General features: G+C 70.0%; 18 protein-coding genes. 7 read left to right on the top strand and 11 right to left on the bottom strand.

Features of this window, described 5'->3' with window-relative positions; all coding sequences use genetic code 11:
- Positions 1–288: 288 nt before the first annotated feature.
- Positions 289–2646 (bottom strand): beta-L-arabinofuranosidase domain-containing protein, encoded by a 2358-nt coding sequence (locus tag ACSMXO_RS17760; RefSeq protein ID WP_455418609.1) that lies wholly within the window; start codon positions 2644–2646, stop codon positions 289–291.
- A 113-nt stretch (positions 2647–2759) separates the two neighbouring features.
- A complete protein-coding gene (locus ACSMXO_RS17765; protein ID WP_455418610.1) occupies positions 2760–4151 on the bottom strand; it encodes a glycoside hydrolase family 43 protein in 1392 nt (463 codons plus the stop codon).
- Positions 4152–4874: 723 nt separating this feature from the next.
- On the opposite strand from ACSMXO_RS17765, the gene ACSMXO_RS17770 reads away from it, so the two are divergent.
- Complete coding sequence (locus ACSMXO_RS17770) at positions 4875–6974, top strand: family 43 glycosylhydrolase (protein ID WP_346260257.1); 2100 nt, start codon at positions 4875–4877, stop codon at positions 6972–6974.
- 356 nt (positions 6975–7330) lie between these two features.
- Here ACSMXO_RS17770 and ACSMXO_RS17775 read toward each other — a convergent pair whose 3' ends face one another.
- Complete coding sequence (locus tag ACSMXO_RS17775; protein WP_455418611.1) at positions 7331–8623, bottom strand: cellulose binding domain-containing protein; 1293 nt, start codon at positions 8621–8623, stop codon at positions 7331–7333.
- Between the two features lie 757 nt (positions 8624–9380).
- Here ACSMXO_RS17775 and ACSMXO_RS17780 point away from each other — a divergent pair.
- A complete protein-coding gene (locus ACSMXO_RS17780; protein WP_455418612.1) occupies positions 9381–10733 on the top strand; it encodes an extracellular catalytic domain type 1 short-chain-length polyhydroxyalkanoate depolymerase in 1353 nt (450 codons plus the stop codon).
- Positions 10734–10766: 33 nt separating this feature from the next.
- Here ACSMXO_RS17780 and ACSMXO_RS17785 read toward each other — a convergent pair whose 3' ends face one another.
- From ACSMXO_RS17785 to ACSMXO_RS17810, 6 genes are all read right to left on the bottom strand, one after another.
- Entirely contained in the window at positions 10767–11567 is an 801-nt protein-coding gene (locus ACSMXO_RS17785; protein WP_455418613.1) for a MaoC/PaaZ C-terminal domain-containing protein, read from the bottom strand.
- Positions 11567–12745: a thiolase family protein gene (locus tag ACSMXO_RS17790; protein ID WP_455418614.1), complete on the bottom strand. Its 1179-nt coding sequence runs from the start codon at positions 12743–12745 to the stop codon at positions 11567–11569. The genes ACSMXO_RS17785 and ACSMXO_RS17790 overlap by 1 nt, the downstream gene beginning before the upstream one ends.
- A gap of 45 nt (positions 12746–12790) precedes the next feature.
- Positions 12791–13618: an SDR family NAD(P)-dependent oxidoreductase gene (locus ACSMXO_RS17795; protein ID WP_455418615.1), complete on the bottom strand. Its 828-nt coding sequence runs from the start codon at positions 13616–13618 to the stop codon at positions 12791–12793.
- Between the two features lie 236 nt (positions 13619–13854).
- Positions 13855–15495: a long-chain-fatty-acid--CoA ligase gene (locus tag ACSMXO_RS17800; RefSeq protein ID WP_455418616.1), complete on the bottom strand. Its 1641-nt coding sequence runs from the start codon at positions 15493–15495 to the stop codon at positions 13855–13857.
- A 3-nt stretch (positions 15496–15498) separates the two neighbouring features.
- Positions 15499–15909 (bottom strand): acyl-CoA thioesterase, encoded by a 411-nt coding sequence (locus ACSMXO_RS17805; RefSeq protein WP_346260264.1) that lies wholly within the window; start codon positions 15907–15909, stop codon positions 15499–15501.
- A gap of 113 nt (positions 15910–16022) precedes the next feature.
- Positions 16023–16937, bottom strand: coding sequence for a PaaX family transcriptional regulator (locus ACSMXO_RS17810; protein WP_455418617.1), 915 nt, complete (start codon positions 16935–16937; stop codon positions 16023–16025).
- Between the two features lie 257 nt (positions 16938–17194).
- Here ACSMXO_RS17810 and ACSMXO_RS17815 point away from each other — a divergent pair, with 257 nt between their 5' ends.
- The 5 genes from ACSMXO_RS17815 to ACSMXO_RS17835 are packed head-to-tail and all read left to right on the top strand — an operon-like array spanning position 17195 to position 21633.
- Positions 17195–18385, top strand: a complete 1191-nt coding sequence (locus ACSMXO_RS17815) for an ABC transporter substrate-binding protein (RefSeq protein ID WP_455418618.1) — start codon at positions 17195–17197, stop codon at positions 18383–18385.
- Positions 18382–19155, top strand: a complete 774-nt coding sequence (locus ACSMXO_RS17820) for an ABC transporter ATP-binding protein (protein ID WP_346260267.1) — start codon at positions 18382–18384, stop codon at positions 19153–19155. Before ACSMXO_RS17815 ends, ACSMXO_RS17820 begins: the two co-directional genes overlap by 4 nt.
- Complete coding sequence (locus tag ACSMXO_RS17825) at positions 19152–19808, top strand: ABC transporter ATP-binding protein (protein WP_346260268.1); 657 nt, start codon at positions 19152–19154, stop codon at positions 19806–19808. The genes ACSMXO_RS17820 and ACSMXO_RS17825 overlap by 4 nt, the downstream gene beginning before the upstream one ends.
- Positions 19805–20665, top strand: coding sequence for a branched-chain amino acid ABC transporter permease (locus ACSMXO_RS17830; protein ID WP_455418619.1), 861 nt, complete (start codon positions 19805–19807; stop codon positions 20663–20665). Before ACSMXO_RS17825 ends, ACSMXO_RS17830 begins: the two co-directional genes overlap by 4 nt.
- A complete protein-coding gene (locus ACSMXO_RS17835; protein ID WP_346260270.1) occupies positions 20665–21633 on the top strand; it encodes a branched-chain amino acid ABC transporter permease in 969 nt (322 codons plus the stop codon). Before ACSMXO_RS17830 ends, ACSMXO_RS17835 begins: the two co-directional genes overlap by 1 nt.
- A 61-nt stretch (positions 21634–21694) precedes the next feature.
- Here ACSMXO_RS17835 and ACSMXO_RS17840 read toward each other — a convergent pair whose 3' ends face one another.
- A complete protein-coding gene (locus ACSMXO_RS17840) occupies positions 21695–22921 on the bottom strand; it encodes a poly(ethylene terephthalate) hydrolase family protein (RefSeq protein ID WP_455418620.1) in 1227 nt (408 codons plus the stop codon).
- Positions 22922–23285: 364 nt separating this feature from the next.
- Entirely contained in the window at positions 23286–24929 is a 1644-nt protein-coding gene (locus tag ACSMXO_RS17845) for a glycoside hydrolase family 27 protein (protein WP_455418621.1), read from the bottom strand.
- Positions 24930–25729 lie beyond the last annotated feature (800 nt).

Genomic DNA, 25729 nt, shown 5'->3' on the forward strand with positions numbered 1-25729 from the left:
CGTGACGCGTACGTCGCCGCCGGAGTCGATCCCGCTGGAGCGGCGGACCTGATCCGCTACCCGGAGTTCCTGAAGCGTACGCCCAGCCGGACTACCACGCGGCCGTCGGCCCGGCGTACGAGGACTCGTCGATCCTCCGGTGGCTCCTCGCGCGATAGCAGACTGGTCCGGTGTGGAGGAGCGGAGCGCGCTCCTCCACACCGGACTCGTCTAGCTACCGACCCTGTCGCCGATGGCGCGGGCTGCCTCCGATCTCACCGGCCCGGGTGCCCGGCCGTCGCGGATGGTTCAGGTGTTGCGGACGAGCCGCCAGCGGTTGTCGGCGCTGCCGTTGTCGGGGTCCTGCACGGCTTGCGCTCCCCAGGCGGTGGAGCCGTTGAGGATGCCGAGCAGCTTGCCGCTGTGCACGTTGCGGATCTTGTAGGTCCCGTCGCCCTGTTCCAGGAGCGTCCACAGGTGGTCGGCGGTACCGTTGTCGGACCATTGCAGGACGCGGGCGTTGTCGGCGGTGGACATGTCCTGCACACCGAGCACCTTGCCGCTGTTGGCGTTGCGTAGCTTGATGGCGCTGCCCTCGGTGACGACCACCCAGTTGTGGTCGGCGGTGCCGGTGTCGCCCCACTGGACGGCGAGTCCGCCGTCGGCGGTGGACATGTCCTGGATGCCGAGGACCAGGCCCGTGCCGACGTTGACCAGCCGATGGCTGGCAGCAGCGGGGTCGCCGCCGTTGGTGCTCCAGTAAACCGTGTAGTTGTGCCCGTGCGCGTCGTAGAAGGGACCCAGGTTGACCGTGCCGCCGTTCGCGGCGGCGGTGAAGGCCAGCGACGTGCCGCTGGTCCGGGTGACCGACGAGACGGTGAGTGCCGGCAGGGCGTTCAGGGCGGTGTTGCCGTAGTTCCCGGAGAGCACGACCGGGCCGTAGGTGACCGCGGCGACATTCGGGTTGTCGTTGGCGGCCTGCATGATGACCCGCATGGGCAGGCGGACGGTGATGGTGTCACCCGCGGACCAGGTGCGGGTGATGGTGGCGTAGCTTCCCGGGGTGGTGGCGATGCTCTGCACCGTGCCGTTGACACTGATCGTCGCACCGGTGGTCCAGGCCGGGATCCGTACCCGGATGCTCCACGAACCGCTCATCGTGCCGGACAGGGTGAGGGTGCTGGTGTCGCTGACCGGGTAGCTGGTGGTCTGGGTCACGGTGATACCGCGCTGGGCCCAGTTGAGTACCGATGGCATGAACAGGTTCACGGACAGCGTGGTGCCGTTGTGGAAGTAGATGGAGTCCATCAGCGCCGTGTTGACCTCGATACCGGTGCCCTGGCAGCACCAGAAGGAGTTGTAGTCGGTGCTCCAGGTGCCGCCGCCCCACGCCGGACCCACGCCACGTCGGCCGCCCGGGTTGAGCGGGGTGAAGTAGGTGATGTGCCCGTGGCTGTCGGCCGGATTCTGCGCCCCGATGATGTGGTTGAGCAGGGCCCGCTCGTAGAAGTCGAAGTACGCCGCCCGGTTGGGGTCCAGCAGCCACAGCTCCCGGGTCAGCTTGAGCATGTTGTAGGTGTTGCAGTGCTCGCAGGTGTCCTGGCGGAGGTACCCGGCGATGGCGTTCGGTGGGCGGAAGTGCTCGGCCTGGCTGTTGCCGCCGATCACGTACGTGTGCGCGCCGACGCAGATGTTCCAGGCGTTGCCGGCGATGTCCCGGTAGCGGGTGGTGCCGGTGGCCTTGTACTCCCGGGCGGCGCCCACCCACTTCGGGACCTGCGTGTTGGCGTGCAGCCCGTTGAGCTGGTCGGAGTTGGCCGCCAACGGGTTGAACACGGCGGCGTGGTCGAACCGTTGCGCCGTGGTCAGCCAACGGCCGTCGCCGGTCTGCTGGTAGATGTCGGTGAGTACGGCGTTCATCCCGCCGAACTCGGTGCCGAGCATGTTCTGCATCTGGCTGGAGGTCAGCCGGCCGGTGCGCCAGTCGACCCACCCGGCGAGCGCCAGCAGCACGTCGCGGGCCTGGTTGTTGCCGAGGTGGCGCCACACGTCGAGCAGGCCGGCCAGGGTCTTGTGGATGACGTAGTACGGCACGTTGCCGTTGCTCAACGTGCGCGCCTCGAGGGCGGTGAAGTCCGCTTCGGGGAAACCGGAGAGGTAACCGGTGTTGAAGCCGGCGGCGCCGTTGTTGGCCTGACACTTGGCGAGTTCGGCCACCATGTAGTTGGCCTTGTCCCGGCAGGTGGTGTCGCCGAGCACGGCGTACGCCTGCGCCCAGGCGGTCAGGAAGTGCCCCTGCATGTGCGTGCGGAAGGGAAACGACGGTGCGTCCCAGCCGCCGTTCGAGGCGGCGCCGTTGGTGGACAACCGGTGGTTGGCCCGGAAGTTGTAGAGCAGCCGATCGACGTTGACGAAACGCAGGTAGCTCATCGTCCTGTTCTGGTTGTCCAGCCATCGGCTGTCGGTCAGCCGTACCTGGCCCAGCTCGAACGGGTACGCGGAGACCCCGATGTCCGGCCGGACCGGGGGGAGCGCGGCGGCTGCCCGGGCACCAGCGATCGCCGGCCCGGCGGCTGTGGCGACAGTGGCGGTACCGGCGGCTGTCGCGACGGTGGCGGCGCCGGCGGCCTGCAACAGCCGGCGCCGGCTCATGGGGGGTAACGGCATGGTGGTTCTCCTGTAGCGCGGAGTGGCCGGCCGGGCGGGACGGCGGCCACTGGTCGGTCAGGGCGGGCGGGGAGCCGGGCCGGGCGGCAGATGCCCCGGCCCGGCGGTGGTGCCTACGAGGTGACGCGGAAGGTGGCGTCCTGCCGATCCGCCGCGCTGGAACTCGCGCTGAGCGGGTCGATGCGCAGCAGGTAGCCGGCGTGCCGAAGGTAACGGTCGGGCACGTTGTACGAGCGGAACGACGACCACGAGTTGTCGGCCAGCCCCGCGGTGCGGTAGAAGGTGGCGTCGGCGCGGAAGGTCGAGCTGTTGTCGTTAGGGTCGAGCCGTGCAACGTAGCCGCTGTGCCGGATGTAGTGGCCGGGGCGGTTCACCGACTCGAAGGAGACGCCGGCCGAGTCGGCGAGGCCGGGGACCGTCCGCCACATCTGGTCCTGGTACGGCTCGAACGGGTACGGGTCGATCCGGACCGCGTTGTTGGCGTGCCGTACGAAGTAGTCGGGGAAGTTGGAGGACTTCAGCCGGACCCAGTTCGGGGTACCCCAGCGGCTGACCGCAGCGTTGTATTCGGCGTCGGTGATCCCGGCGATCGAGCCGTGCTTGGAGTTCAGCGGCGGGGTGTAGTCGCGCTGGTTCAGCACCGACCACGAGTTGCCGCCGACGTTGCTGGTGGACCATAGGTACATGTCGTTGTTGACCGGGGAGAACGAGTCACCCCACAGCCACCAGGCGCCGCCGTCGTTGCGCGGGACCAGGTGCGCTCCCTCGATGGCGTTGCCCTGCCGCAGGCCGCTGGTGTAGGTGGTGAAGCTGTTCGGCGCGCCGGTGCTGGACCGCGCCCCGTACAGGTTCCCGTTCGAGAGGTTCTTGTAGAACAGGTACGTGACGCCGCCGCTGACCCGGATGTCCGCGTCGAGAATGGGGAATCCCGGGCTGAAGTAGGTCTGCGGCCCGCTGACGGTGCGGAAGTCGGAGGTGTAGTTCACCAGGAACAGGTCCGTGGTGGTGTTGGCCGAGTAGACGATGGCGTACTGGCCGCGCCCCGCGTCCCAGAAGACCGTGGGCGCCCAGGTGTGGACGTTGGTGTATGTGTGCATGCGGAGCCGCCGGTACCCGGTGAAGCTCGTCAGGTCCGTCGAGTCGTACACGTGTAGGTACTGGCTGTTGCGGTCGAAGTTGGTGCCGTACAGGTCGGTCGCGACCACCACGAAGGTGCCGTCCTGCTTGCGGAAGATGTAGGGGTCGCGCAGACCCAGGTCGCCAGCGGTCGGCGTGACGACCGGATTGTTCTGGTTCAGCGGGGTCCAGGTGAGCCCGTCCCGGCTCACCGCGACGTGCAGGCCGTAGTTGGCGCCGCTCTGGTTCGGCGACTCGGTGAAGTAGGTCATGGCGTAGCCGGTGTATGTCGCGGCCAGCGCGGCTCTGGGGCTGACGGCCAGACCGGTCGCGGTGAGTGCCGTGGAGGCGAGGGCCCCCAGGGTGAACTCTCGTCGGGTTATCGCCACGATGTTGACCTTTCTGACCACCTGGCGTGCGGTCGAACGTGGGGCGGCAGCGGTGGAGACCCTTCCTCGTTGCCCGAACCTGTCGTCGCGGGCAGGCGTCGGACCGAGCGGGTCTCAAGGCGCTTCCGGAGCCCACGGAAGCGCTAGGCGTTGTCCGGGCGGCCGGCGAACCGGCGGTGCCGTCAGGGACCGCTCAGACCGACGTTGTTACCTGACCGGTAGCGGACGGGCAAACGTCGGTGATGTCATACGCAGGCATCGATGTGAGCGGTAACATACCTCCTCCGGTAGCGCGCCCGCAAGCCTGCCGTTGCCGGTACGACACACGACCGAAGTCCGGGCGAAAAGGTAGAAGTATGATCACGTTCCCGTCTGGTGGCCGTATCCCGCCCCCGTATGGGCCGGCGGGAGCGCTCGCCCCCAGGAGGCGGTAGTGGGCGATGGCAACGGCGGCAGAAAGCGATTGCCTGGCTGTATCGATCGTGCAGCGCCGTCACAACTTGACGGCGAGCATGTTATCGCTCACAGTCGATGGGCGAGGGCGACGTGAAAGGCGGCTCACCGGGCGGGCCACCTCGTCGTACCTCCGCTCGGGGCGTGCGTCAGGGCATCCGCACACCCTGTGAGCGTTCTACATCAGCCGGTGGGGCGGGCCGCTCCCGTGCGCTGCGGTGTACCCACCGGTCGGGCGGTCAGCCCGAGTATCGCCAATTGGAGGGGATCATGGGTATTTTAGGCGGGTTTTCACGGCCTGCGCCGCCGCGGTCGAGGTGGTTGCCGCGGGTTGTCGCGGCGGTGGCGGTGGCGGTGTTGGTGGGCAGTGGTGCCGCGGCGGTGGGTTCGGTGCCGGCCGCTGCGGCGACGGTGGACACCAGTGCCTGGTACGTGTTGGTCAACCGGAACAGTGGCAAGGCGTTGGACGTTTACAACCTGGCCACCAGCGATGGTGCGCGGATCACGCAGTGGACGCGGAATGACGGTAACCAGCAGCAGTGGCAGTTCGTGGACTCCGGTGGTGGTTACTACCGGTTGAAGTCGCGGCACTCGGGCAAGGTCCTGGATGTGTCCAACTTCTCCACCGCGAACGGTGCCAGCATTGTGCAGTGGGCTGATCACAACGGGACCAACCAGCAGTTCCGGTTGGCTGACTCGGATGGCGGTTACGTGCGGTTGGTCAACCGGAACAGTAACCGGGTGGTGGAGGTGCAGAACGCCTCGACAGCCGACGGCGGAAACGTGGTGCAGTACGACGACTGGAACGGTGCCAACCAGCAGTGGCAGCTCGTCCGCGTCAACGGCGGCGGCGACCCCACCACACCGCCGCCCAGCGGCTCGTACACGAACCCGGTGGTGTGGCAGGACTTCGCCGATGTCGAGGTCATCCGGGTGAACGACGCCTACTACATGACGGCCTCGACCATGCACTACTCCCCGGGCGCGCCGATCCTGCGTTCGTACGACCTGGTGAACTGGGAGTTCGCCGGCCACTCGGTGCCGAGCCTGGCCGAGTTCGAGAACAACGCCTACAGCCTGACCGGCGGGCGGGCGTACGTGCGGGGTATCTGGGCCTCCACCCTCGGCCACCGGCGCAGCAACAACACCTTCTACTGGATCGGCTGTACCGAGTTCAACCGTACCTACGTCTACACCGCCAGCACGGCGGAGGGTCCCTGGACGAAGCGTTCCCGGATCAACAACTGCTACTACGACGCCGGCCTGCTCGTCGACGACAACGACACCATGTACGTCGCGTACGGCAACGGTACGATCAGCGTCGCGCAGCTCTCCGCCGACGGCCTGTCCCAGGTCCGCGCGCAGCAGGTGTTCCAGACCCCGTCGAGCGTCGGCACCCTGGAGGGCGCCCGATTCTACAAGCGCAACGGCAGCTACTACATCTGGCTCACCCGCCCCGCCAACGGCCAGTACGTCCTCAAGGCCGACAACCCGTGGGGCCCGTACGAGATGCGCCAGGTGCTGCTCAACATGCCAGGTCCGATCTCCGGTGGCGGCGTGCCCCACCAGGGCGGCCTCGTCCAGACCCAGACCGGCGCCTGGTACTACATGAGCTTCGTCGACGCCTACCCCGGCGGCCGGGTCCCCGCTCTCGCCCCGATCACCTGGAGCGGTGACGGCTGGCCCAGCATCCAGACCGTCAACGGCGGCTGGGGCGTCAGCTACCCCAACCCGCTGCCCACCCGGCAGGTCAAACCTCTCACCGGTTCCGACACCTTCACTGGTACGACCCTCGGTCCGCAGTACGAGTGGAACCACGTCCCCGACAACACCCGCTGGTCGCTCAACAACGGCCTGCGCCTACAGACCGCCACCGTCACCAACGACCTCTACAGCGCCCGTAACACCCTGACCCACCGCATCCAGGGACCATCCTCGACCGCCACCATCGAGCTGGACTACTCCACGATGCGCGACGGCGACCGGACCGGCCTGGCCATGCTCCGGGACCAGTCAGCCTGGATCGGTGTCAAACGCGACAACGGCACCACCCGGGTGGTGATGACCGACGGCCTCACCATGGACAGCAGTTGGAACACCACTGGCACCGGCACCGAACGCGCGTCCGCCGCCGTCTCCGGCGGCCGGATCTGGCTACGCGTCAACGCCGACATCCGACCCGGCAGCGGTCGGCAGGCCCGCTTCTCCTACAGCACCAACGGCACCAACTTCACCAGCCTCGGGTCGGCCTTCACCCTCAACAACGCCTGGCAGTTCTTCATGGGCTACCGCTTCGGCATCTTCAACCACGCCACCCAGTCACTCGGCGGCTCGGTCACCGTAAGCCGATTCGACCTCACCACCCCGTGATGGTTACCGCGCGAGTCCGGTCCGGCATCACCCCGACCCGTACCCCCGGCTGACCCGTACGGGTCCGTCGACCGGCGGGTCGTCCGACGCGGGACCCCGGTCACCTCGACCGGGGTTACCCGGCGGCGACACTCACCTGAGACAGCCGGTCGCGGACGGCCGGTACGACCCTGTGCGGCAGGAGGGGCACCACGAGCGGCACGGCGAGCGATGCCCGGCCCACGGCTACCACCTGTCGGCCGCCGGAGGGCAGGCCGGGGATAGCTTCCGGAGACAGGCCCTCGGATCCACAGAGCTTCAGCGGAAGGGTCTGGGGTGGGGCCCGGTCGGGCTCCACCCCAGGTCTCCGCTGACGGTCAGGCGAGGGCGCAGGCCGCGCCGTTGAGAGTGAATGAGGTTGGCCTGGAGGTGTTGCCGGTGTGGGTGGCCTGGAAGCCGATGCTGACCGATGCGTTGGGTGCGATGGAGGCGTTGTAGGAAACGTTCCTGGCCGTCACCTGTCCGGAGGCCGGTGAGTAGCTGGCGTTCCAGCTTGAGGTGATGACCTGCCCGCTCGGCAGGGCGAAGACGAGAGACCAGCCGTTGACCGCCGTGGTGCTGGTGTTGGTGATGGTGATGCTCTCGGTCAGGCCCGTGTTCCAGGCATTTATCGTGCTGGTGACTCGGCACTGGCCGGTGGAAGGCGTCGGTGTTGTCGGGCCCGGTGTCGGGGTGCTTGGGTCCGGTGTCGGGGTGCTCGGGCCCGGCGTCGGCGTGCTTGGGAACTGTGTGAAGAACGTCCACGTCTCTTGGGGAAGCCAGGCCGTGTTGGAGCCGGCGTCCTGCGGAGTGGGGGTGTGGCCTCCGTCGAACGCGTACCAGGCAACCGGGTGCCCGGCCGAGCATCCCGAGTAGTGGAACTCCGTGTGCGTGCCGCTGCCCTGCGCCGGCTCGGGCGGGCTTGCCGCAGTGCAGCCGTTGTTCCTGACGAACCTGTCGCGCATCGATCGTCCGCCGGAGATGCTGAGCACGTTGTCACTGAGACCGTGCGCCTGAAGGTAAGCGATGGGCTGGGTGCCGCCATTGCACCCGCTGATCACGCCACCGGCGTAGATCGCGACGGCGCGGAAGACGTTTGCCCGGGCACACGCCAGCGCATAGCTCATACCGCCGCCGTAGCTGAAACCCAGGGAGTACAACTGCGTCGTGTCGACGCAGAGGGCATTCTCGATGGTTCTGATCATGTCGTCGGTGAAGGTCACATCCTCACCGCCGGAGTTGGCCCAGCCATTGTTGAGGCCCTCGGGTGCGACGAAGATCGTGCTGTTGTTCGCCAGTGGCAGGAGGCCGTAGTAGCTCTGGCTCACCACCGAGTTGGCGTTGCCGCCCAGCCAGTGGAATCCGAAGACCAGCCGGTAGAGGCGGTTGTTGTCGTAGTTGTCGGGAACCCTCAGCACGAAGCTCCGGGTTTTTCCGCCGCTCTGTATCGAATGCGTGCCGCTCGTCAGCGTTGGTGCCCTACCGCATCCGGCGGTGGCCGCGAGGATGCCTGCTCCGGTGCCCGACCCGGCTGCGCGCGCGTCGTGCGGCGTGGCGGCACCGGACGGCATCGCGGTCGCTACCAACATCGCGGCGCCCGCAGCGGCTGCGGCGGCCGACAGCGCCAGCATCGTCGGGCGATGTCTGCGCCCTGCTCTCCCAATCAACGTTCCTCCTTCAGGTTGCGCCATCAGCACCCAGGCATATCGACCGGCCGGGGTCCGCGTGGCCGATGTCGGCCGCGCACCGATGGCGGTATCCGCTGGCGTGGCACCGGCACAGTTGCGTCCGACGGCTCGGGTGGGTGTGAGCCACAGTGCGGGATGCCCTTTACGGTCCCCCGTTCGTGAGACAAGGCAGCGCACCCACCGAGCCCAAGGCCAACCACTCCGATGCCATCGATGATGGTCAGTAAATATAGGAGACGGTATGACGACCGTCAATGGAAATGCCAAGCATTCGATAGTGGGGCAGTCAGGGCCTGCCCGTCGGTCCTGCCGTGCGGGGGCGGCGGTGCTGTCCGGCCGTTCTCGATCTACATACTGCTCCCCTGTCGGTGTGGATCCGTCCGGCCGCGGCGGCCACCGGGACCGGTGTGGCCGCGGCTCGGCGGGCTCGGTGGGCAGGGCGACGGGCGGGACCCGGCACCCTGCCCTGAGGTTTGCGCTGTGCGGCGCCTGGTGGGACAACGCACCCTCGCCCGCACTCGCACCCATGCTTCGCAAGCACTTCGCCCCCGTCGGGTGGCGGCGAACTCGGGTTCGCCAACCGCCTCCACGATGCGGGCGGGCCGATGGGTTCCGAGGGCGGTCACCCGGAAGGGCGATCCCGCTGCGAACTCAAAGACACTTTATTGACGACCGTCAGCCAAGTTGCTAGCTTGATTCAATGATGACTATCAATGAAAGGAGCGGGCGCCGACTCCGGGTGGCACTCGTCGCGTTGGCTTCCACCGCGCTCGCGGCGACCGCCGGGATCGTGCTCGCTTCGCCGGCCACGGCGGCGTCCCTGGTCGAGGTGACCAGCTTCGGTGACAACCCGGGCGGCATGCGGATGCACGTGTACGTGCCTGACTCCCGTCCCGCCAACCCGCCGATCGTGGTGGCGATGCACGGCTGCGGCGGCTCGGGTCCAGGCTTCTACTCGGGCAGCGAGTTCGCCTCGCAGGCTGACCGGTACGGGTTTATCGTGATCTACCCGACCGCGACCCAGCAGGCGGGCTTCGGCAACTGCTTCGACGTCTGGTCGGCGGCGTCCAAGCGCCGGGGCGGCGGGAGCGACCCGGTGTCGATCGTGTCGATGGTGACGTACGTCCAGCGGCAGTACGGCGGTGACCCGAACCGGGTCTACGCGACCGGTAGTTCGTCCGGCGGCATGATGACCAACGCCATGCTCGCGCTCTACCCGGACGTCTTCAAGGCGGGTGCGGCGTTCATGGGGGTGCCGTTCAACTGCTTCGCCAACGCGGCCGACTTCCCGCCGCAGAACAGCCAGTGTGTCAACGGGCGGATGGACCGGACGCCGCAGCAGTGGGGCGACGCCGTGCGCCAGGCGTATCCCGGCTACACCGGTGCCCGCCCGCCTATCCAGTTGTGGCACGGCACCAACGACACGCTCGTGCCGTTCCAACTGCTTCAGGAGGCGGTCGACCAGTGGACCAACGTACACGGCCTGAGTCTCACGCCGACCTCCACGGACACGCCCCAGGCGAACTGGAACCGGCGGCGCTGGACCAGCGGCGGTGTCACGCTGCTTGAGGCGATCAGTGTCAACGGTGCCGGCCACAGCCTGCCGATGAGTGGCATGGCACAGGCGGCGGTGCAGTTCTTCGGCCTCGCCGGCGGAACGCCGACCCCGAACCCGACCACCGGCACGCCCACATCCTCGCCGAGCGTGCCGCCGACGACCACTCCACCGCCGTCCGCAGGTGCCTGCCGGGTCGGCTACACGGCCAATAGCTGGACCGGCGGCTTCACCGCCAGCGTGACGGTCGCCAACACTTCGACCACCGCCGTCAACGGCTGGACTGTGCAGTGGAACTGGCCGGGCAACCAGCAGGTGACGAACGCCTGGAACGCCACGGTCAGCCAGTCCGGCGCGCAGGTGACGGCTCGCAACGTCTCGTACAACGCCGCGATCGGAGTCGGGGCGAGCGTGACGTTCGGCGTCCAGGGCACCTACAGCGGAGCGAACCAGGCGCCGACCCAGTTCACGCTCAACGGCGCGGTGTGCAGCCAGTGACGGCGCAGACAGTGTCGGCGGCAACGCCCACTGTCACATGACGCAGGGCCGGGCGAGTTCGACCAGGCCGGCGCCGAGCACCACGGCGCCGGCCCGGTCCACGCTCTCGAACCGGTATCCGTGACCGTCTGCCCAGACCCGTGTGGTGAGGGCGTCACCGGGCGCGACCGGCCGGGTGAAGCGGCAGCTCAGCCGCGCCGGCTCGGCCCCGCCGGCGAGCACGGTGTGGCCGGCGACGGCGAGACTGGCCAAACCGTGCACGATGACGCCGGGCAGCCCGGCGCCGCGGGCGAACGTGTCGTCGAGGTGGATCGGGTTGCGGTCGCCGGAGGCGTCGGCGTAGCGACGCGGCAGGTCGAGCGGCAGAGGTGCGGTCGCGGTACGCAGCGGCGGGCCGCTGGGCGCGTCGGCCGGCAGGGCGGGGGAGGGCGCGCCCAGCCGCAGGTCGGTCGGTACGCCGCGGTAGAACTCGGTGACGTACTGCTCGTTCAGGAGCGCCCCGTGGGCGTCGTACGTCTGCACCCCGATGGTGGCGACCGTGCCGCTGCGCTTGCCGTGCAGCCCGAGCACGGCGGCGCGGACGGTGACCGTCTCGCCGACCGGCAGCCGGCGGTGGAAGAAGATGTCCTGCTGGCCGTGCACGACCCTGGCGCGCAGCTCGGTGGGGGCGGCGGTGTCGGCGACCATGAGGACCAGGTCCATGGCGGGGACGACGGCGTAGACCGGGGAAGGCCCGCCGACGGCGTCGGCGTAGGCAGCGACGCCGACCGGGGTGACATCGAACGGGCGTGGCTCGCTCCAGCGGCCGACGACGGATTCGTCGAACGACGTCATCAGTCGGTCACCTCCAACACCACGGCGCCGGCGGTGTCACCGGCCGCGCATCCGGTGAACAGGCCGCGTCCGCCGCCCCGGGCGTGCAGCGCGGCGACGAGCTCGGCGATCGCACGCAGGCCGGTGGGCCCCTGCGGGTGCCCGTAGACCAGGCTGCAGCCGTACGGGTTCATCCGGTCCAGCGCGAAGCCGGTCTGCCGGGCGAAGTAGAGGTCGTTGACGGCGAACGGGTTGTGCGTGGTCACCACGTCGATGCCGGTGATGTCGAGGCCGGCGGCGGTGAGCGCGGTGCGGGCGGCCGGCAGTGGCGCCCGGGGCATCCGGGCTCGGTCGGTGCGGGCGAAGCCGGTCGCGAGCAGTCGTGCGATCCCGGTACCGCCGCTGAGTTCGCGGGCCCGGTCGACCGTGCTGAGCACCGCTCCGGCGGTGCCGTCGCCGGGATGGGTCTGCGACCCGTACGTCACGACGCCGTCCGGCCGGACGGGGGAGAGCGCGGCGAGCCCGTCGGCCGTAGTGTCGTGCACGCCGTGGTCGTCGTCGACCACCACGCCGCCGCGCCGGCCCGGCACGTGCACCTCCACCAGATAACCGGAGCGCCGGGCGGCGGATGACCGGTACTGCTCGTGGCGCAGCAGCGTGACAGCGTCGATCTCGGCGCGGGAGTAACCCTCCTCGGCGGCCACGTGCTCGGCGGTGTCGAGCATGGACTGGCCGGTGTTGGGGTCGTGCCGCATCGGGTCCAGCACCCAGTGCTCGGTCCGGGGCGCCGCGCCCGGGCTGCGCTGGGCCGACCAGACCAGCAGCGGGCCGTTGCTCGTGCGGTCGGCGGCCAGCGCGAGCACGGTACGGTGGGCGTCGAGTTCGACCTGGACGGCGGCGGACTGCACCACCGCCACCGAGGTGGCGCAGGCCTGAGCGATGGTCGGACCGGTGACGGTGTCGAGCCCGAGCCGCGGGGTGATGGTGGTGACGCCGTAGAAGGATGCCGGCTGCGGCACGGTGGTGCCGAAGGCGACCTGGCTGATCTCGGAGGTCGGCATCCCGCCCCTGGTCAGCGCCCGGCCGGTCACGTCGACCGCCAGGTCCACGCTGGACATCTCGGCGAGCGGACCCTGCCAGCGGCAGAACGGCGAGGACCAGACCAGGTTGACTGGCATCGCCACGTCGGAGAGCCGCATCACCGGTTCCTGGCGAGGTCGGCGGGTTGTCTGGCGGGTGGCATCTCAGCTCATCCCTTCGGCCTGCCCACCGGCGACGGTGAGTACCTGGCCGTGGACGAAGTTCGACCACGGCGAACAGAGCAGGAAGATCCCGCCGGCCGCCTCCGCCGGGGTGGCGGGCCGGCCCAGCGGGATGCGCGCCGCGGCCTGTTCCCGCACGGCGCCGGGGATGCCCAGCGGGATCCGGTGGTCACCGTGGTCGAAGGTGCCGGCCTCGGCGGCGTCGGCGGTCAGCCGGGTCTGTACGAAGCCGAACGCCACCGCGTTGACGTTGATCTTCAACGGGCCCCACTCCTTGGCGAGCGTCCTGGTGAGGCCGATCAGCGCCGCCTTGGCGGCGGCGTAGTTGGCCTGGCCGACGTTGCCCATCGTGCCGGCGATCGAGGTCACGTTGACCACCTTGCGGAAGACCTCGCCACCCTCTGCGGCGTCGCGCTTGGCGGCCTCGCGCAGCACTGGCGCGGCGGCGCGCAGCAGCCGGAACGGCGCCGTGAGGTGGATGTCGAGCATGGCGGTGAGCTGCTCGTCGGTCATCTTGTGGAAGATGCCGTCCCAGGTGTAGCCGGCATTGTTGACCACGATGTCGAGCCGCCCGTACTCGTCCACCGCGCGGGCGACGACCTTGGCCGGCGCCGTCGGCGCGGTCAGGTCGGCCGCGACCGCTACGCCGCGACCGCCGAGTGACTCGACGGTGCGGGCGAGGGCGTCGCCGTCCAGGTCGGCGCAGACCACCCGGGCACCGTGCTCGGCGAGCAGTTCCGCGGTCGCCCTGCCGATCCCGCGCGCCGCGCCGGTGACCACCGCGACCCGGTCCGCCAACAATCCGCTCATGCCGGCACTCCGCTTCGCTCCGTGCCGTCATGAGGCACCGTCGCACTGAGCTGGCCGATTCGCTCGCTCCGCTCGCTCATGCCGGCACTCCGCTTCGCTCCGTGCCGTCATGAGGCACCGTCGCACTGAGCTGGCCGATTCGCTCGCTCCGCTCGCTCATGCCGGCACTCCGCTTCGCTCCGTGCCGTCATGAGGCACCGTCGCACTGAGCTGGCCGATTCGCTCGCTCCGCTCGCTCATGGCTGTCCTTCCCGCGTCGCCGGGGCGAGCTCCGCCGCCAGCACGTCCTGCCAGGTCCGGCGGGCCGTCAACTTGTCGAACTTGCCGGTCGCCGTCGTCGGCAGCGTGTCGACGAACCGGACGATGTCGGGCAGCCACCAGCTCACCACTCGGGGGCGCAGGTGCGCGACGAGCGCGTCGGCGGTGACCTCGGCGCACGCGACGACGAGCGCGGCGGGCCGTTCGCCCCAGGTCGGATGCGGTACGGCGATGACCATGGCCTGGGCCACCGCCGGGTGATCCATGAGGTGGTTCTCCAGTTCGATCGAGCTGATCCATTCGCCGCCCGACTTGACCAGATCCTTGGCGCGGTCGAGCAGGCGGAGGTAGCCGTCGCCGTCGACGGTGCCGATGTCGCCGGTGCGCAGCCAGCCGTCCCGGAACCGGGCGGTGTTGGCGTCGTCCTCCGGCTGGTGGTACGACTCGGTGACCCACGGCCCGCGTACCTCGATCTCACCGGCGGACCGCCCGTCGTGCGGCAGCACCACGCCGTCCGGGTCGACCACCCGCAGCTCTACCCCGGCGGTTGGCACCCCCTGGGTGGCGTGCAGCGCCTGCCGGAATTGCTCCGGCCGATCCTCCAGGTGCCGGCGGACCATGGTCAGGTTGCCGGACGGCGACATCTCGGTCATGCCCCAGCCCTGCCGCATCGCGACGCCGCGCCGCTGGTAGCGCTGGATCAGCTCCAGCGGGATCGCCGAACCGCCGCAGAGGATCCGGTCCAGGCTGGCCAGGTCGTCCGGGCCCGGTGCGAGCTGGTCGACGGCGAGCCAGAAGGTTGGCACCCCGGCCGCGACGGTCACCCGCTCGTCCCGGACGAGGCGTACGACGGTGGCCGGGCTGGTGTCGGAACCGGCGAGGACCAGACCGGCTCCGGCCAGCGCCGCCGAGTACGGCATGCCCCAGGACAGGGCGTGGAAGAGCGGGGTCAGCGGGAGCACGATGTCGCGTTCCCGGATGGCGAACGAGTCGACGAACAGGCCGCTCATCGCGTGCAGGGCCAGTGACCGGTGCGAGTACACCACGCCCTTCGGACGGCCGGTGGTGCCACCGGTGTAGCAGAGGCACGCCGCGCTCCACTCGTCCACCTCCGCCGGCTCGTCCTCCGGCGCGCTCGCCAGGAGCTGCTCGTAGTCGGTCGCGTCGGCGAAGTCCGGATGCGGTGCGCTGCCGTCCGGCAGCACGACGTAGTGCCGGACGCCGGGGAGCCGGCTCCGGATCGGCGCGAACTGTCCCGTCAGGGACGCCGTCACGAAAATCATCCGGTCCTCGGCGTGCGCGGCGATCGCCGCCACCTGGTCCGGGTGCAGGCGGGTATTCAGTGGTTGCAGCACCGCTCCGGCCAGTGGCACGCCGTAACACAACTCCAGGTGGGGTAGTCCGTTGCAGGCGTACGTGCCGACCCGGTCGCCCGGGCGGACACCGAGCGCGGCCAGCGCGTTGGCCAGCCGGTGTGCCCGACTGGCCAGCTCGGGCCAGCCGCACTCCGCCCGGCCGGCCTCGGTGTATCCGACCAGCCGGGCGTGCGGGCCCATCGCGGTGGCCCGGCGCAGCATCATCCCGACGGACAGCGGCATCGAGCCCATGGTGCTCCGCATGCCTCAGCCCTCCGCCGCCCCGGTCCCGGTCAGCAGCGCGCGGAGCCGATCCGGCCACGGACTGCTCAGGCCCGTGTCGGCATCGATCCACACCACGGTCAGCGTCCCCCGGGCCAGCGTCGTGCCGTCCCGGGCCACCGTGAAGGCGTAGCGCAGCGAGGCGCGCCCGACGTGTTCCACCGCCAGGGTGGTCTCGGCGATCTCGCCGAAGTGCAGGGCTGCCAGGTAGTCGACCGTGAGGTTCACCCGGGGCATCCAGCGGGCGTCCGCCGCCGTGACGCCGAGCTGGTCCTGCAGCTCCTTCTCGGCGCTCTCAACGAACCGCAGGACCACCCCGTAGTGCCACCGGTCCGCCGGGTCGGTGTCCGACCACTCGAGACGACGGCGCACGACGATCGACGCTGGCTCGGCCATCCGGTCTCCCCGCTGGTCCCTGTAGCTGCTGTCGCCCGATGCAAACGCGTGGCCCGACGTCCTCGAGCCTGGACCGAGTCTGACTATCTACGTGCCTAGCGTCAAGACTAGTGTCATGTATCGCCCGTCCGGCTGGTGTGGGTGCGCACCAGCGCGGCGAGGACGGGGTCGTGCCCGGCGACCACCTGGACCACGCGCTGTTCGGCCAGTCCGGTCAGGCCGTCGTACAGCTCGACGAAGAGCGCCCGGGCCGCCGCCCGGGGCCAGTGCGCCGGAAGCAGCTCGGTCGGCAGCTCCGGGTCGAGGCTCGGCATGGTGCGCCAGTCGTCCATCAGGGCGGTCCGCGCGACGAGGGCCTCGGCGGTACCGATCCGGCCGGTGCGCCACCGTCGCCGGACCGGCTCGTACGCGGCGAGGATCCGCTCGTACTCGGCCCGCAGGGCGGCCAGGTCCCAGGCGTTGATGGGATGGCCGCCGGTCGGCCCGCCGTCGGCCAGCTCGGCGGTGAAGACGGTGGCCCGGTCGATGTCGAGCTCGGCGAGGATCGCCGTCACCTCGGTCACTCGTTCGTGCGGCGAGACCCAGAGCCCGTCGTAGAGCGGCGCGAAGCCGTGCCAGCCGAGCCGGGTGCGCAGGGCGTGCCGCCGGGACCTGTCGTCCTCGGGCACCGAGAACGCGGCCACGGTCCACCGGCCGGTCCAGGGTGTCCGCTCGGTGCCGAATGACAGGATGTGGCCACGACCCTCGGCGAGCACCCCGGCGGCCCGCTCGCTGAGGGCGTACGAGGTGCGTCGGCCGGACTTCGACTGCTCCAGCAGCCCGCGCCGGGCCAGCCGGCTCAGCGCGGCGCGGGCGCTGACCTCGGTGATATCGAACTCGCCGAGCAGTGCGACCAGGGCCGCCGAGGGCAGCGGGGCGCGCTGGCCATACCAGTAGTCGCCGAGCAACGTCAACAGCAGGTGTTGCGGGCTGCCGCCGGCCTGCACGCGCGGCAGGTCGGCCGGGGGCGACGCGGACTGCATCGACATGCGGCAGACTCTACAGATTCCGCATCGTCCGACAGCCGGTCAGCCTGCTTCGACCGACGCCGAGCGTCCGGCGGGCCGGATCCCCGTGCTGCTCGCCGTCGCCTGCCCCGGCGACGCGGATCGCCGGGTGGAACCGGTCGGCGGAGGCGAGAGGCGCGCCGTCTCGGAACGAGAACGTTAGGCATGAATGTTGACCGGCGTGCGATAGATGTCTAGCGTCTCCGTGACAGGGCTTTCCCTCGCGGTGGGAGGCAATCGTGCGACGAACCGCCGTATCCGCCGTCGCGCTCGTCGTGGCGGTCGCCACGGCCGGCTGCGGCGGCGACTCATCCACCGGAGACGGTGCCGGCCCGATCAGGGTCGGCCAGATCGTCTCCCTGACCGGCAACTACGCACCGCTCGGCACGGAGAACGAGAAGTCCGTGGCGCTCGCGGTCGAGCAGATCAACGCGGCCGGCGGGGTGCTCGGCCGCACGGTGGAGCTGATCGTCCGCGACGACAAGAGCCAGCCCGACCAGTCGGTGCTGGCCTTCAACGACCTGCGCAGCCGCGAGGTCGCCGCCGTGATCGGCTCACCCTTCTCCAACTCCGCGCTGGCCACCATCCCGCTGGTCGACCGGGAGAAGATCCCGTACATCTCGCTCACCCCGGCCGACGAGCAGGTCGACCCGGTGCACCCGTACGTCTTCGTCGTGCCGGCCACCTCGGCGACCTATGCGGACCGGATCCTGCAGTACCTCAAGGCGCAGGACATCACCAGGATCGCCGTCGCGTACGACGGCCGCAGCTCGTACGCCAAGGCTGGCTTCGACGGCACCCGGGAGAAGGCGCCCGGTCACGGCGTCACCCTCACCGCCAGCCCGGAATTCCAGACCACCACCACCGAGTTCTCGGCTGTCTTCAACCAGGTCCGCTCCTCGGGGGCGCAGGCGCTCGTCGTCTGGGCCACCGGCGCTCCCGGCGTGGCGCTGGCCAAGCAGTACGCCACCGCCGGGCTCGACGTGCCGGTGGTCTTCACCGGAGCACAGGCCAGCAAGCTCTGGCTGGACCCGGTCGGCCCGGCCGCCGAGGGCGCGGTGGTGGCCAGCTCGATCGGCGTGGTCGGCGACACCCTCCCCGACGGCGAGCAGAAGCAGGCGATCGACGAGCTGGCCGGTGCGTTCCGCGGCAAGTACGGATACCCGCCACCCCAGTTCGCCCAAGACGGCTACAGCGGGATGCGGCTGCTCGTCGCCGCGATCGAGAAGGCCGGCGGCACCGACCGGGAAAAGATTCGGGACGCTCTGGAAGGGCTGACGGTGACGACTCCGAACGGCACCTACACCTACAGTGCCACCGACCACGCCGGCCTCAAGGCCGACTACATTTCCGTCAACACGGTGCGGGGCGGCGCGTTCGTCCCCACCGACTGGGCGCGGGAGCAGCTCGCCGCGGTGGCGGGCAAGTGACCGAGCCGCTGCTGCGGGTCGCCGGTGTGTCGCACGCCTTCGGCGGGGTGTACGCCGTGCGAGAGGTCGACATCGACGTCGCGCGCGGAGAACTGCGGGCCGTCATCGGGCCGAACGGCGCCGGCAAGTCCACCCTGTTCAACCTGGTCGGCGGTCAGCTGGCACTGCGTACCGGCGCGATCGTGCTCGCCGGCACGCGCGTCGACCGGCTTCCGGCCCACCGTCGGGCCCGGCTCGGGATCGGTGTCGTCTTCCAGAGCGCCCGGATCTTCCGCGGCATGACGGCGCTGGAGAACGCGATGGTTGGCGCGCACGCCGTCACCGGAGGCGGCTTTGTCGGCGCCGTGTTCCGACTGCCGGTGCACCGCCGGGAGGAGCGGGAGATCCGCCAGCGCGCCCGGGAGGCGTTGGCCCGGGTCGGCCTCGCCGGCTGGGCCGACCGGCCGGCGGAGTCGCTGCCGCTGGGGCAGCAGCGCGCGCTCCAGGTGGCCCGCGCGCTCTGCGGCCGACCCCGCCTGCTCCTGCTCGACGAGCCCGCGGCCGGCCTGCGCGCGGCCGAGCGGGACGCACTGGCCCGACTCTTCGAGGAGTTGAAGGCGAGCGGCCTGACGATGGTGATCATCGAGCACGATGTCGCCTTCGTGACCCGGCTGGCCGACCGGGTCACCGTGCTCGACCTCGGCCGCGTGATCGCCGAGGGCACCCCCGCCGCGATCCGGGCCGATCCGGCGGTCGTCGCCGCGTACCTCGGGACAGGGGCGCCCGCGTGATCGACGTCGTCGACCTCACCGTCCGGTACGGCGTCGCGGTCGCGCTGCACGCGGTCAACCTCACCGTGGCGGACGGGGAGATGGTGGCGCTGATCGGCCCCAACGGCGCGGGAAAGTCCACACTGGTCAACACGCTCTCCGGGATCCAGCGGCCGGCCGGTGGCACGGTGACGATCTCCGGCCGGCTGGCCCATGTGCCGGAGGGACGCCAGGTCTTTCCCGATCTGACCGTCGACGACAACCTCCGGCTCGGCGGCTGGCGCATCCGCAACCGCGACACCGGCCCGATCTACGAGATCCTGCCCGGCCTGACCCCGCTGCGTCGCCGCCGCGCCGGTCAGCTCTCCGGCGGGGAACAGCAGATGGTGGCCGTCGGTCGGGCGCTGATGGCCCGGCCGGACGTGCTGGCGGTCGACGAGCTCTCCCTCGGCCTCGCCCCGCTCGTCGTCGCCGACCTGGTGCGGCACCTGCGGGAGCTGAACGCCGAACACGGTCTCGCCGTGCTCCTCATCGAACAGAACGCCCGACTCGCCCTCGACCTGTGCAGCCGGGGATACGTGCTGGAGGCGGGGCGGGTCGTCGCCGCCGGGACCGCGGCGGAACTGGCCGCCAGCCCACGGGTGGCCGACGCCTATCTGGGAGTGGCCGGGTGAGGGAGTTCCTCCAGTACCTGATCACCGGCGTCGGCGGCGGATGCGCGTTCGCGCTGGTCGGCAGCGGTCTCGTCGTCGTCCACCGGGTCACCCGGGTGGTCAACTTCGCCCAGGGTTCGTTCGCGGTGATCGCCGCGATGACCGCGTCGACACTGCTGGCCAGCGGGCTTCCGCACGGCCTGGCCGAGGTGTCCGCCGTGGCGGTCGGGGCCGGTGCCGGGCTGCTCGTCGGGCTGGTCGCGATCGGCAGGCCGGGTACGCCGCCCGGCGCGTCACTGATCATCACGCTCGGGCTGGCCGTTTTCGCGTACGCGGTCGAGGTGCTGATCTGGGGTGACCAGCCTCGGTCGTTCGCCGGTGTACCCGGCTCGGTCGAGTTCGGTGGCGTCCGCTTCCAGGCGCATTACCTGCTCATCATCGGCGCGACTGCCGTCGTCTTCGCCGGCACGGCCGCGCTGTTCGCGCGCACCGACATCGGCCGGGCGCTGTCGGCCTGCGCGTCCAACCCGTACGCCGCGAAGGTCGTCGGCATCGACGTCGTCCGGATGGGGCTGCTGGCCTTCGGCATCGGCGGTGCGCTCGGCGGGCTCGCAGGAGTGCTCGTCACGCCGATCCAGCTCGTCACCTTCGACTACGACGTCACGCTGATCGTCGGTGGCTTCGCTGCCGCCGTCTTCGGCGGGCTGATGCGGCCGTTGCACACCCTCGTCGGTGGACTGCTGCTGGGCGTGGCCCAGTCCTTCGTCGCTGGTTACGCCAATGCCGCGTACCAGATGGAGGTGGCGCTGGTGCTGCTGCTCGCCGTGATGATGAGGCAGGCCGCGCGGGCGCCGGTGGCCGAGCAGGAGCCGGCCTGATGGCGCGGCGGGCGCCGGCGGTGGCGGTGGCGGCGGGCACGCTCGCCCTGCCGCCGCTGCTGTCCGGCAGCCACCTGACCGTCTACATCCTGCTCGGCCTCGCCGTGATGGTCACCGTCGGGCTGTCGTTGCTGATGGGGTACGCCGGCCAGATCTCCCTCGGACAGGCGTCCTTCTACGCGATCGGCGGCTACACGGCCGGTCTGCTCAGCGTGCACAGCCTGCCACCGGCGCTCGGCCTGCTCGCCGCACCACTGGTCTCCGCCGCGTTCGCGGTCGTCGTGGGGGTACCGCTGCTGCGGCTGCGCGGTCACCACCTCGCCTTCGCCACCCTCGCCATGCAACTGATCCTGCTGTCCCTGGTCGCCCGGGCCGACTGGGCGGGCGGTGCCATCGGACTGCAGGGCATCCCACGGCTGTCGGTCGGCGGCTACGAGTTCGCCGACGACATCTCCTACGCCTACCTGGTCTGGGCCGCCGTCGTGCTCACGCTGCTGGTGGCCCGCAACATCGTCGCCTCCCGCCCCGGCCGTGGCCTGCACGCCCTGGCCAGCAGCGAGACCGCCGCGGCGGCCTGCGGCGTGCCGGTAGGGCGCTACCGGCTCACCGTCTTCGCGCTCTCCGCCGCGTTCGCCGGCCTGGCCGGCGGCATCTACGCCTTCTATCTCGGCTACCTCGCGCCGGGCTCGTTCCCGGTGCTGCTCTCCATCGAGTACGTGGTGATGGCCGTCGTCGGCGGGCTCGGCACCCTGTGGGGCGCCCTCGTCGGCGCCACCGCGATCATCCTGCTCGTCCAGGTACTCAACACGCTCGGCACCCAGCCCGGCATGCCCGGCTACGCGCCGAGCGTGCTGTCCTACGCCGTCTACGCGGTCCTGCTCGTGCTGGTCGTGATGTTCCTGCCGCACGGCATCGTGCCTGCGGTACGCGACCGGTTGACCCGCAGGACGTCGCGCGGCACCGGGTAGCCCGGCGGCCGTCATGCCGCTGCCGGGACCGGCCCCGGTCCGCCCTGCGGGTCGGCCGTGGCTACGGGCTGGCGCAGCTGAGTGACGGGGTCGGCGGTGTCCCGCCGCCGAGGAAGCCGAAGGTGGTGGAGCCGGACGCCGGCAGCGAGCCGTTGTACGGGGCGTTCCGCACCGAGACTGTCGAGCCGCTGACGCTCAGTGTACCGTTCCAGACCTGACTGACGGTCTGGCCGCTGCCCAGGATCCACCGGACGGTCCACCCGCTGATCGCCGAGCCGCCCGCCGTCACCGTGATCTCACCCTGGTAGCCGCCCTGCCACGAGTTGGCCGTACGGTAGGTCGCGGCGCATGCGGCGGCGGCCGGCGGGGTGGTGTTCGGCGGGGGAGTCGGGGTGTTCGAGGGTCCGGCGGAGGGGGTGCCGGTCGGCGGTGTGGTCGGGGCGGTCGGTGGCAGGAACGGGCAGGTGCCGCGGTATGTGACCACCCCGGTCGAGTCCAGCAGCGGGCAGAGGAACTGGCTGTACCGGGTGTCGTTGTCGAGGAACAGCTTGACGAACGGCAGCATCGTCCGGATCATCACGGCGTTCGACCGGCCGACCGGGAAAAGATGGTCGGCGCCGGCGATCTCCAGGTACGCGCTCTCCGTGGCGGCCGGCAGACTGCCGTAGAGGCCGTTGAGGTAGGTCGGGGTGACCACGGTGTCGCCCTGCCCGGCGAAGACCATTGTCGGAACCCGGTCGTTGGCCAGGTTGGACGACGGCAGGTACGGCGCGATCCCGACCGCGGCCTTCAACGACGGGCGCCGGATGGCCGCGTTGAGGGCGCCTCCGCCGCCCATGGAGTGGCCGGAGACCGCGAGCCGGTTGGGGTCGACCCGGTCACGCACCGGACTCTGTTGTGTGAGGTAGTCCAGCGCGGCGAGCAACTGGGTGCCCCTGGCGACGTCGAAGTCGTTGCGGCTGTTGGTCTCGATGCCGATCACGACGAACCCGTGGGACGCGAGCCACGGCCCCATCCAGGCGAGTTCGGCGGAGAACAGCGCGGTGTAGCCCGGCGAGATGGCGATCGCACCGAAGGTCCCCTGGCTGGTGTCCGTGGGGTAGTAGATCGCGCCGCCGGCGAAGCCGTACCCGGCCGGGACGCCGACCGACGCGGTGGCGAAGGGGCCGGTCACCGCCGCGACGCTGGCCCGGGTGGGATCCGGACCCCGCTGGTACGGGTTGTCGGCGGCTGACGCCGAGCCGGCCGTCACCGCCACCGTGGAGACCATCCCGAGGGCTACCGCCACCCCGGCCGTGACGAGCGTGAGCAGTCGGCCTCGGGCCCAGGGTGCCGCCCGGCGGACCTTGCTACCCCCGGAAGGGAACGGTCCAAACGTCTGTCCTCGCACTGTCGATGCCTCCTTGCTGGGTGGGCTGGTGTGGGCATGCCTGGCCCTGGGGCGGCCGGCCCCATCGACGACGAGTGGAGACCCTGTGCTGGCCTCTGGCAGCTCGATCGTCGATGGGGCTGTCCCACGGAGGGTGGCGGAGCCGGTCAGCGGGCGGAACTGGTCCGGGTCAGCAGGTCGGTGAACGTTCGGAGTCGACACCCGTCGGGACGGGTCCGGGAGACCATGCTGATCCTCCGGCGGTGGGCGGGAAGTCGCGACGTCATGCCCGGGTCCACCGTTGGTTGGCGTCGCCGTGGCAGGACCAGACGATCACGGCGGTGCCGTTGGCGGTGCCGGCGTTGTCGGCGTCCAGGCAGAGCGAGGGGAACCGGACGCTGCTGACGGTGCCGTTGCCGTTCTGGACCCACTGCTGGTTGGTGCCGCCGTTGCAGTCCCAGATCTGCACCCGCGTGCCGGCAGCGGCGTCCAGCGGGATGTCCAGGCACTTGCCGAGCAGTTGGAGGGCCTGGCCGGACTGGGTGAACTGCTGGTTGGCCCCACTGTGGCAGTCCCAGATCAGCGTGCCGGTGCCGTTGGCCGTGTTGCCGTTGTCGAGATCCAGGCACCGGCCACTGGCCTCGCCGCGCAGCCGGAAGGTCGTCGGCGGGTTGGTGATACCGCCGCCACTGACCCGGTACACGACGGTGCCGTGTGCGGGCACGCTGGCCGAGATCGTACCGGTGCTGCTCGAGGTGGCGTTGGTCCAGGTGTCACGCAGCGTGAACGAGCTGCCGGTCTTGCCGATCGCCGCCGCGGTCGTGGAGATCGTCGTGGTGGCACCGCCCTGGTTGAACAGCGCCACTGCCACGTCACCGTTGGACAGGCGCTTGGCCAGCACCCGCCGGGTGCCGTCGAAGGACACCTGGACCGCCTGGAGGGCCAGCGAGTCCTGGTTGATCGCGATGAGGTTCTGGTTCTTCATGATGGCCTGGGTGCTCGCGTTCATGCTCCGCACGTCGTTGCCGGCGATCAGCGGGGACGCCATCATCGCCCACAGCGCGAAGTGGCTGTGCATCTCCGTGTCGGTCATGCCGCCCCGGCCGACCTCCATCATGTCCGGGTCGTTGAACGCACCCGGCCCGGCGTAGTGGGCCAGCGGCACGGTGACGTTGACGATGTTCTGGATGCCCATCGGGTACCCGTTGCTCTGGCCGGTGTCCCACGCGTTGGTGATGTCCTCGGTGGTGCGCCACATGTTGGCCACGTCGCCCCAGTTGCGCATGGGCCCGGTCTTGGCGTGGATGCTGTTCGGGTTGATGCTGTACACGATCGGCCGGCCCGTGGCGGCCAGCGCGTCGCGCATGACGGCGAAGGTGCGTACCTGGTCGTCGATGGTGCCGGTGGGTGAGCACCAGTCGTACTTCAGGTAGTCCACGCCCCAGGCGGCGAACTGGCGGGCGTCCTGGGCCTCGTGCCCCTGGGCGCCGGTCGCCCCCGGGTAGCTGCCGAAGTACTGGGCGCAGGTGCGGTCCAGCGGCGCCTGGTAGATGCCGAAGAGCAGACCTCGGGCGTGCAGGTAGTCTCCGAGCGCCTTCATCCCGCTCGGAAACCGGGACGGGTTGGCCTGTAGGTTGCCCTGCGCGTCCCGGGTCGAGTTCATCCAGCAGTCGTCGACCACGACGTACTTGTAGCCCAGGTCCCGCATGCCGGAGCTGACGATGGCATCGGCCATCTGCCGGATCAACGTCTCGTTGATGTTGCAGCCGAAGGTGTTCCAGCTGTTCCAACCCATCGGCGGGGTCCGGGCCACCCCGTTGTTCAGGGCCTGTGCCGGTCGCGGCGAGGCGGTGGGCTCGACGACGGCCAGTCCCACCGCCACCAGAGCTGTGGTCAGCACAGCCAACAACCTCGTACCTGCGTTCATTGAGCCTCCAGCGGTCTACAGGGGACGGGCGGCAACGCACGTCCCGGAACAAGGCCGGTCGGACTTCGCAACCGGGCCGGTTCTGGGGTCGGGGAATTGCCGCCCCCGTACCACTCGGGCGAAGTCGCACCCGCGCACCCGGTCGGCGTGACGCCGGGTAGGGTCTATGGGCGAATATCGATGTGAGCGGTAACATACGCTGCCGTGCTAGGAAACGCAAGGTGGAATCTCGGCGCGGCGGATACCGTGTTGAGCAGCCTGACGAGGTCACCGGACCGTCTCCACCGTCTCCTTCCGTCGTGGTTCCCGGGCGAATCACGAATCGTGCTCGATTGGCACAACTCCCGTCGCCGGGTTGACGTCCGACGGGCGGTGGCTGTCGCCGAAACGGCTCCGCCCCGCCCGGCCATCGTCCGTGGGCTAGCCATCGCCAGACCTACGCGGCGGCCCCTCGGCGACGCACGACCTGGACCGTGTGTGGCCGGCTCCCATAACAAGAAGTTGCTGTGATGTTTTTCTTCCCGCACTTCGTCGTGACCATCGGGAAAGTGTTATGAACCGGGCTCGTCGAAAGTCCGGGCTCCGGAGTGGATTCTGTATTGATCAGGTTTCGCGTACGCACACCCGCGCACCTCTTGAAGGCGATGAAACAATCTGGCAATCTTCCCTACACCGATGTGAGCGCTGCTCCCCCTTCCCGCCTATGGGCTTGGGGCCTAGATGGCTATGTATGTTAACGCTAACATCCTTGGTAGGTAGGCGGCGGTTGTGAGGGAGGACCGATGAAGTGTCCGTCGTCG

It is taken from the genome of Plantactinospora sp. DSM 117369 (genome assembly GCF_053764795.1).

What these genes read in the sequence shown, in the direction of transcription:
- ACSMXO_RS17775 (WP_455418611.1), bottom strand. Translation starts at nt 8,623, where the DNA reads ATGCTGGCGCTGTCGGCCGCCGCAGCCGCTGCGGGCGCCGCGATGTTG.
- ACSMXO_RS17760 (WP_455418609.1), bottom strand. Translation starts at nt 2,646, where the DNA reads ATGCCGTTACCCCCCATGAGCCGGCGCCGGCTGTTGCAGGCCGCCGGC.
- ACSMXO_RS17785 (WP_455418613.1), bottom strand. Translation starts at nt 11,567, where the DNA reads ATGACGTCGTTCGACGAATCCGTCGTCGGCCGCTGGAGCGAGCCACGC.
- ACSMXO_RS17810 (WP_455418617.1), bottom strand. Translation starts at nt 16,937, where the DNA reads ATGTCGATGCAGTCCGCGTCGCCCCCGGCCGACCTGCCGCGCGTGCAG.
- ACSMXO_RS17770 (WP_346260257.1), top strand. Translation starts at nt 4,875, where the DNA reads ATGGGTATTTTAGGCGGGTTTTCACGGCCTGCGCCGCCGCGGTCGAGG.
- ACSMXO_RS17780 (WP_455418612.1), top strand. Translation starts at nt 9,381, where the DNA reads ATGATGACTATCAATGAAAGGAGCGGGCGCCGACTCCGGGTGGCACTC.
- ACSMXO_RS17845 (WP_455418621.1), bottom strand. Translation starts at nt 24,929, where the DNA reads ATGAACGCAGGTACGAGGTTGTTGGCTGTGCTGACCACAGCTCTGGTG.
- ACSMXO_RS17795 (WP_455418615.1), bottom strand. Translation starts at nt 13,618, where the DNA reads ATGAGCGGATTGTTGGCGGACCGGGTCGCGGTGGTCACCGGCGCGGCG.
- ACSMXO_RS17835 (WP_346260270.1), top strand. Translation starts at nt 20,665, where the DNA reads ATGGCGCGGCGGGCGCCGGCGGTGGCGGTGGCGGCGGGCACGCTCGCC.
- ACSMXO_RS17790 (WP_455418614.1), bottom strand. Translation starts at nt 12,745, where the DNA reads ATGCGGCTCTCCGACGTGGCGATGCCAGTCAACCTGGTCTGGTCCTCG.
- ACSMXO_RS17805 (WP_346260264.1), bottom strand. Translation starts at nt 15,909, where the DNA reads ATGGCCGAGCCAGCGTCGATCGTCGTGCGCCGTCGTCTCGAGTGGTCG.
- ACSMXO_RS17800 (WP_455418616.1), bottom strand. Translation starts at nt 15,495, where the DNA reads ATGCGGAGCACCATGGGCTCGATGCCGCTGTCCGTCGGGATGATGCTG.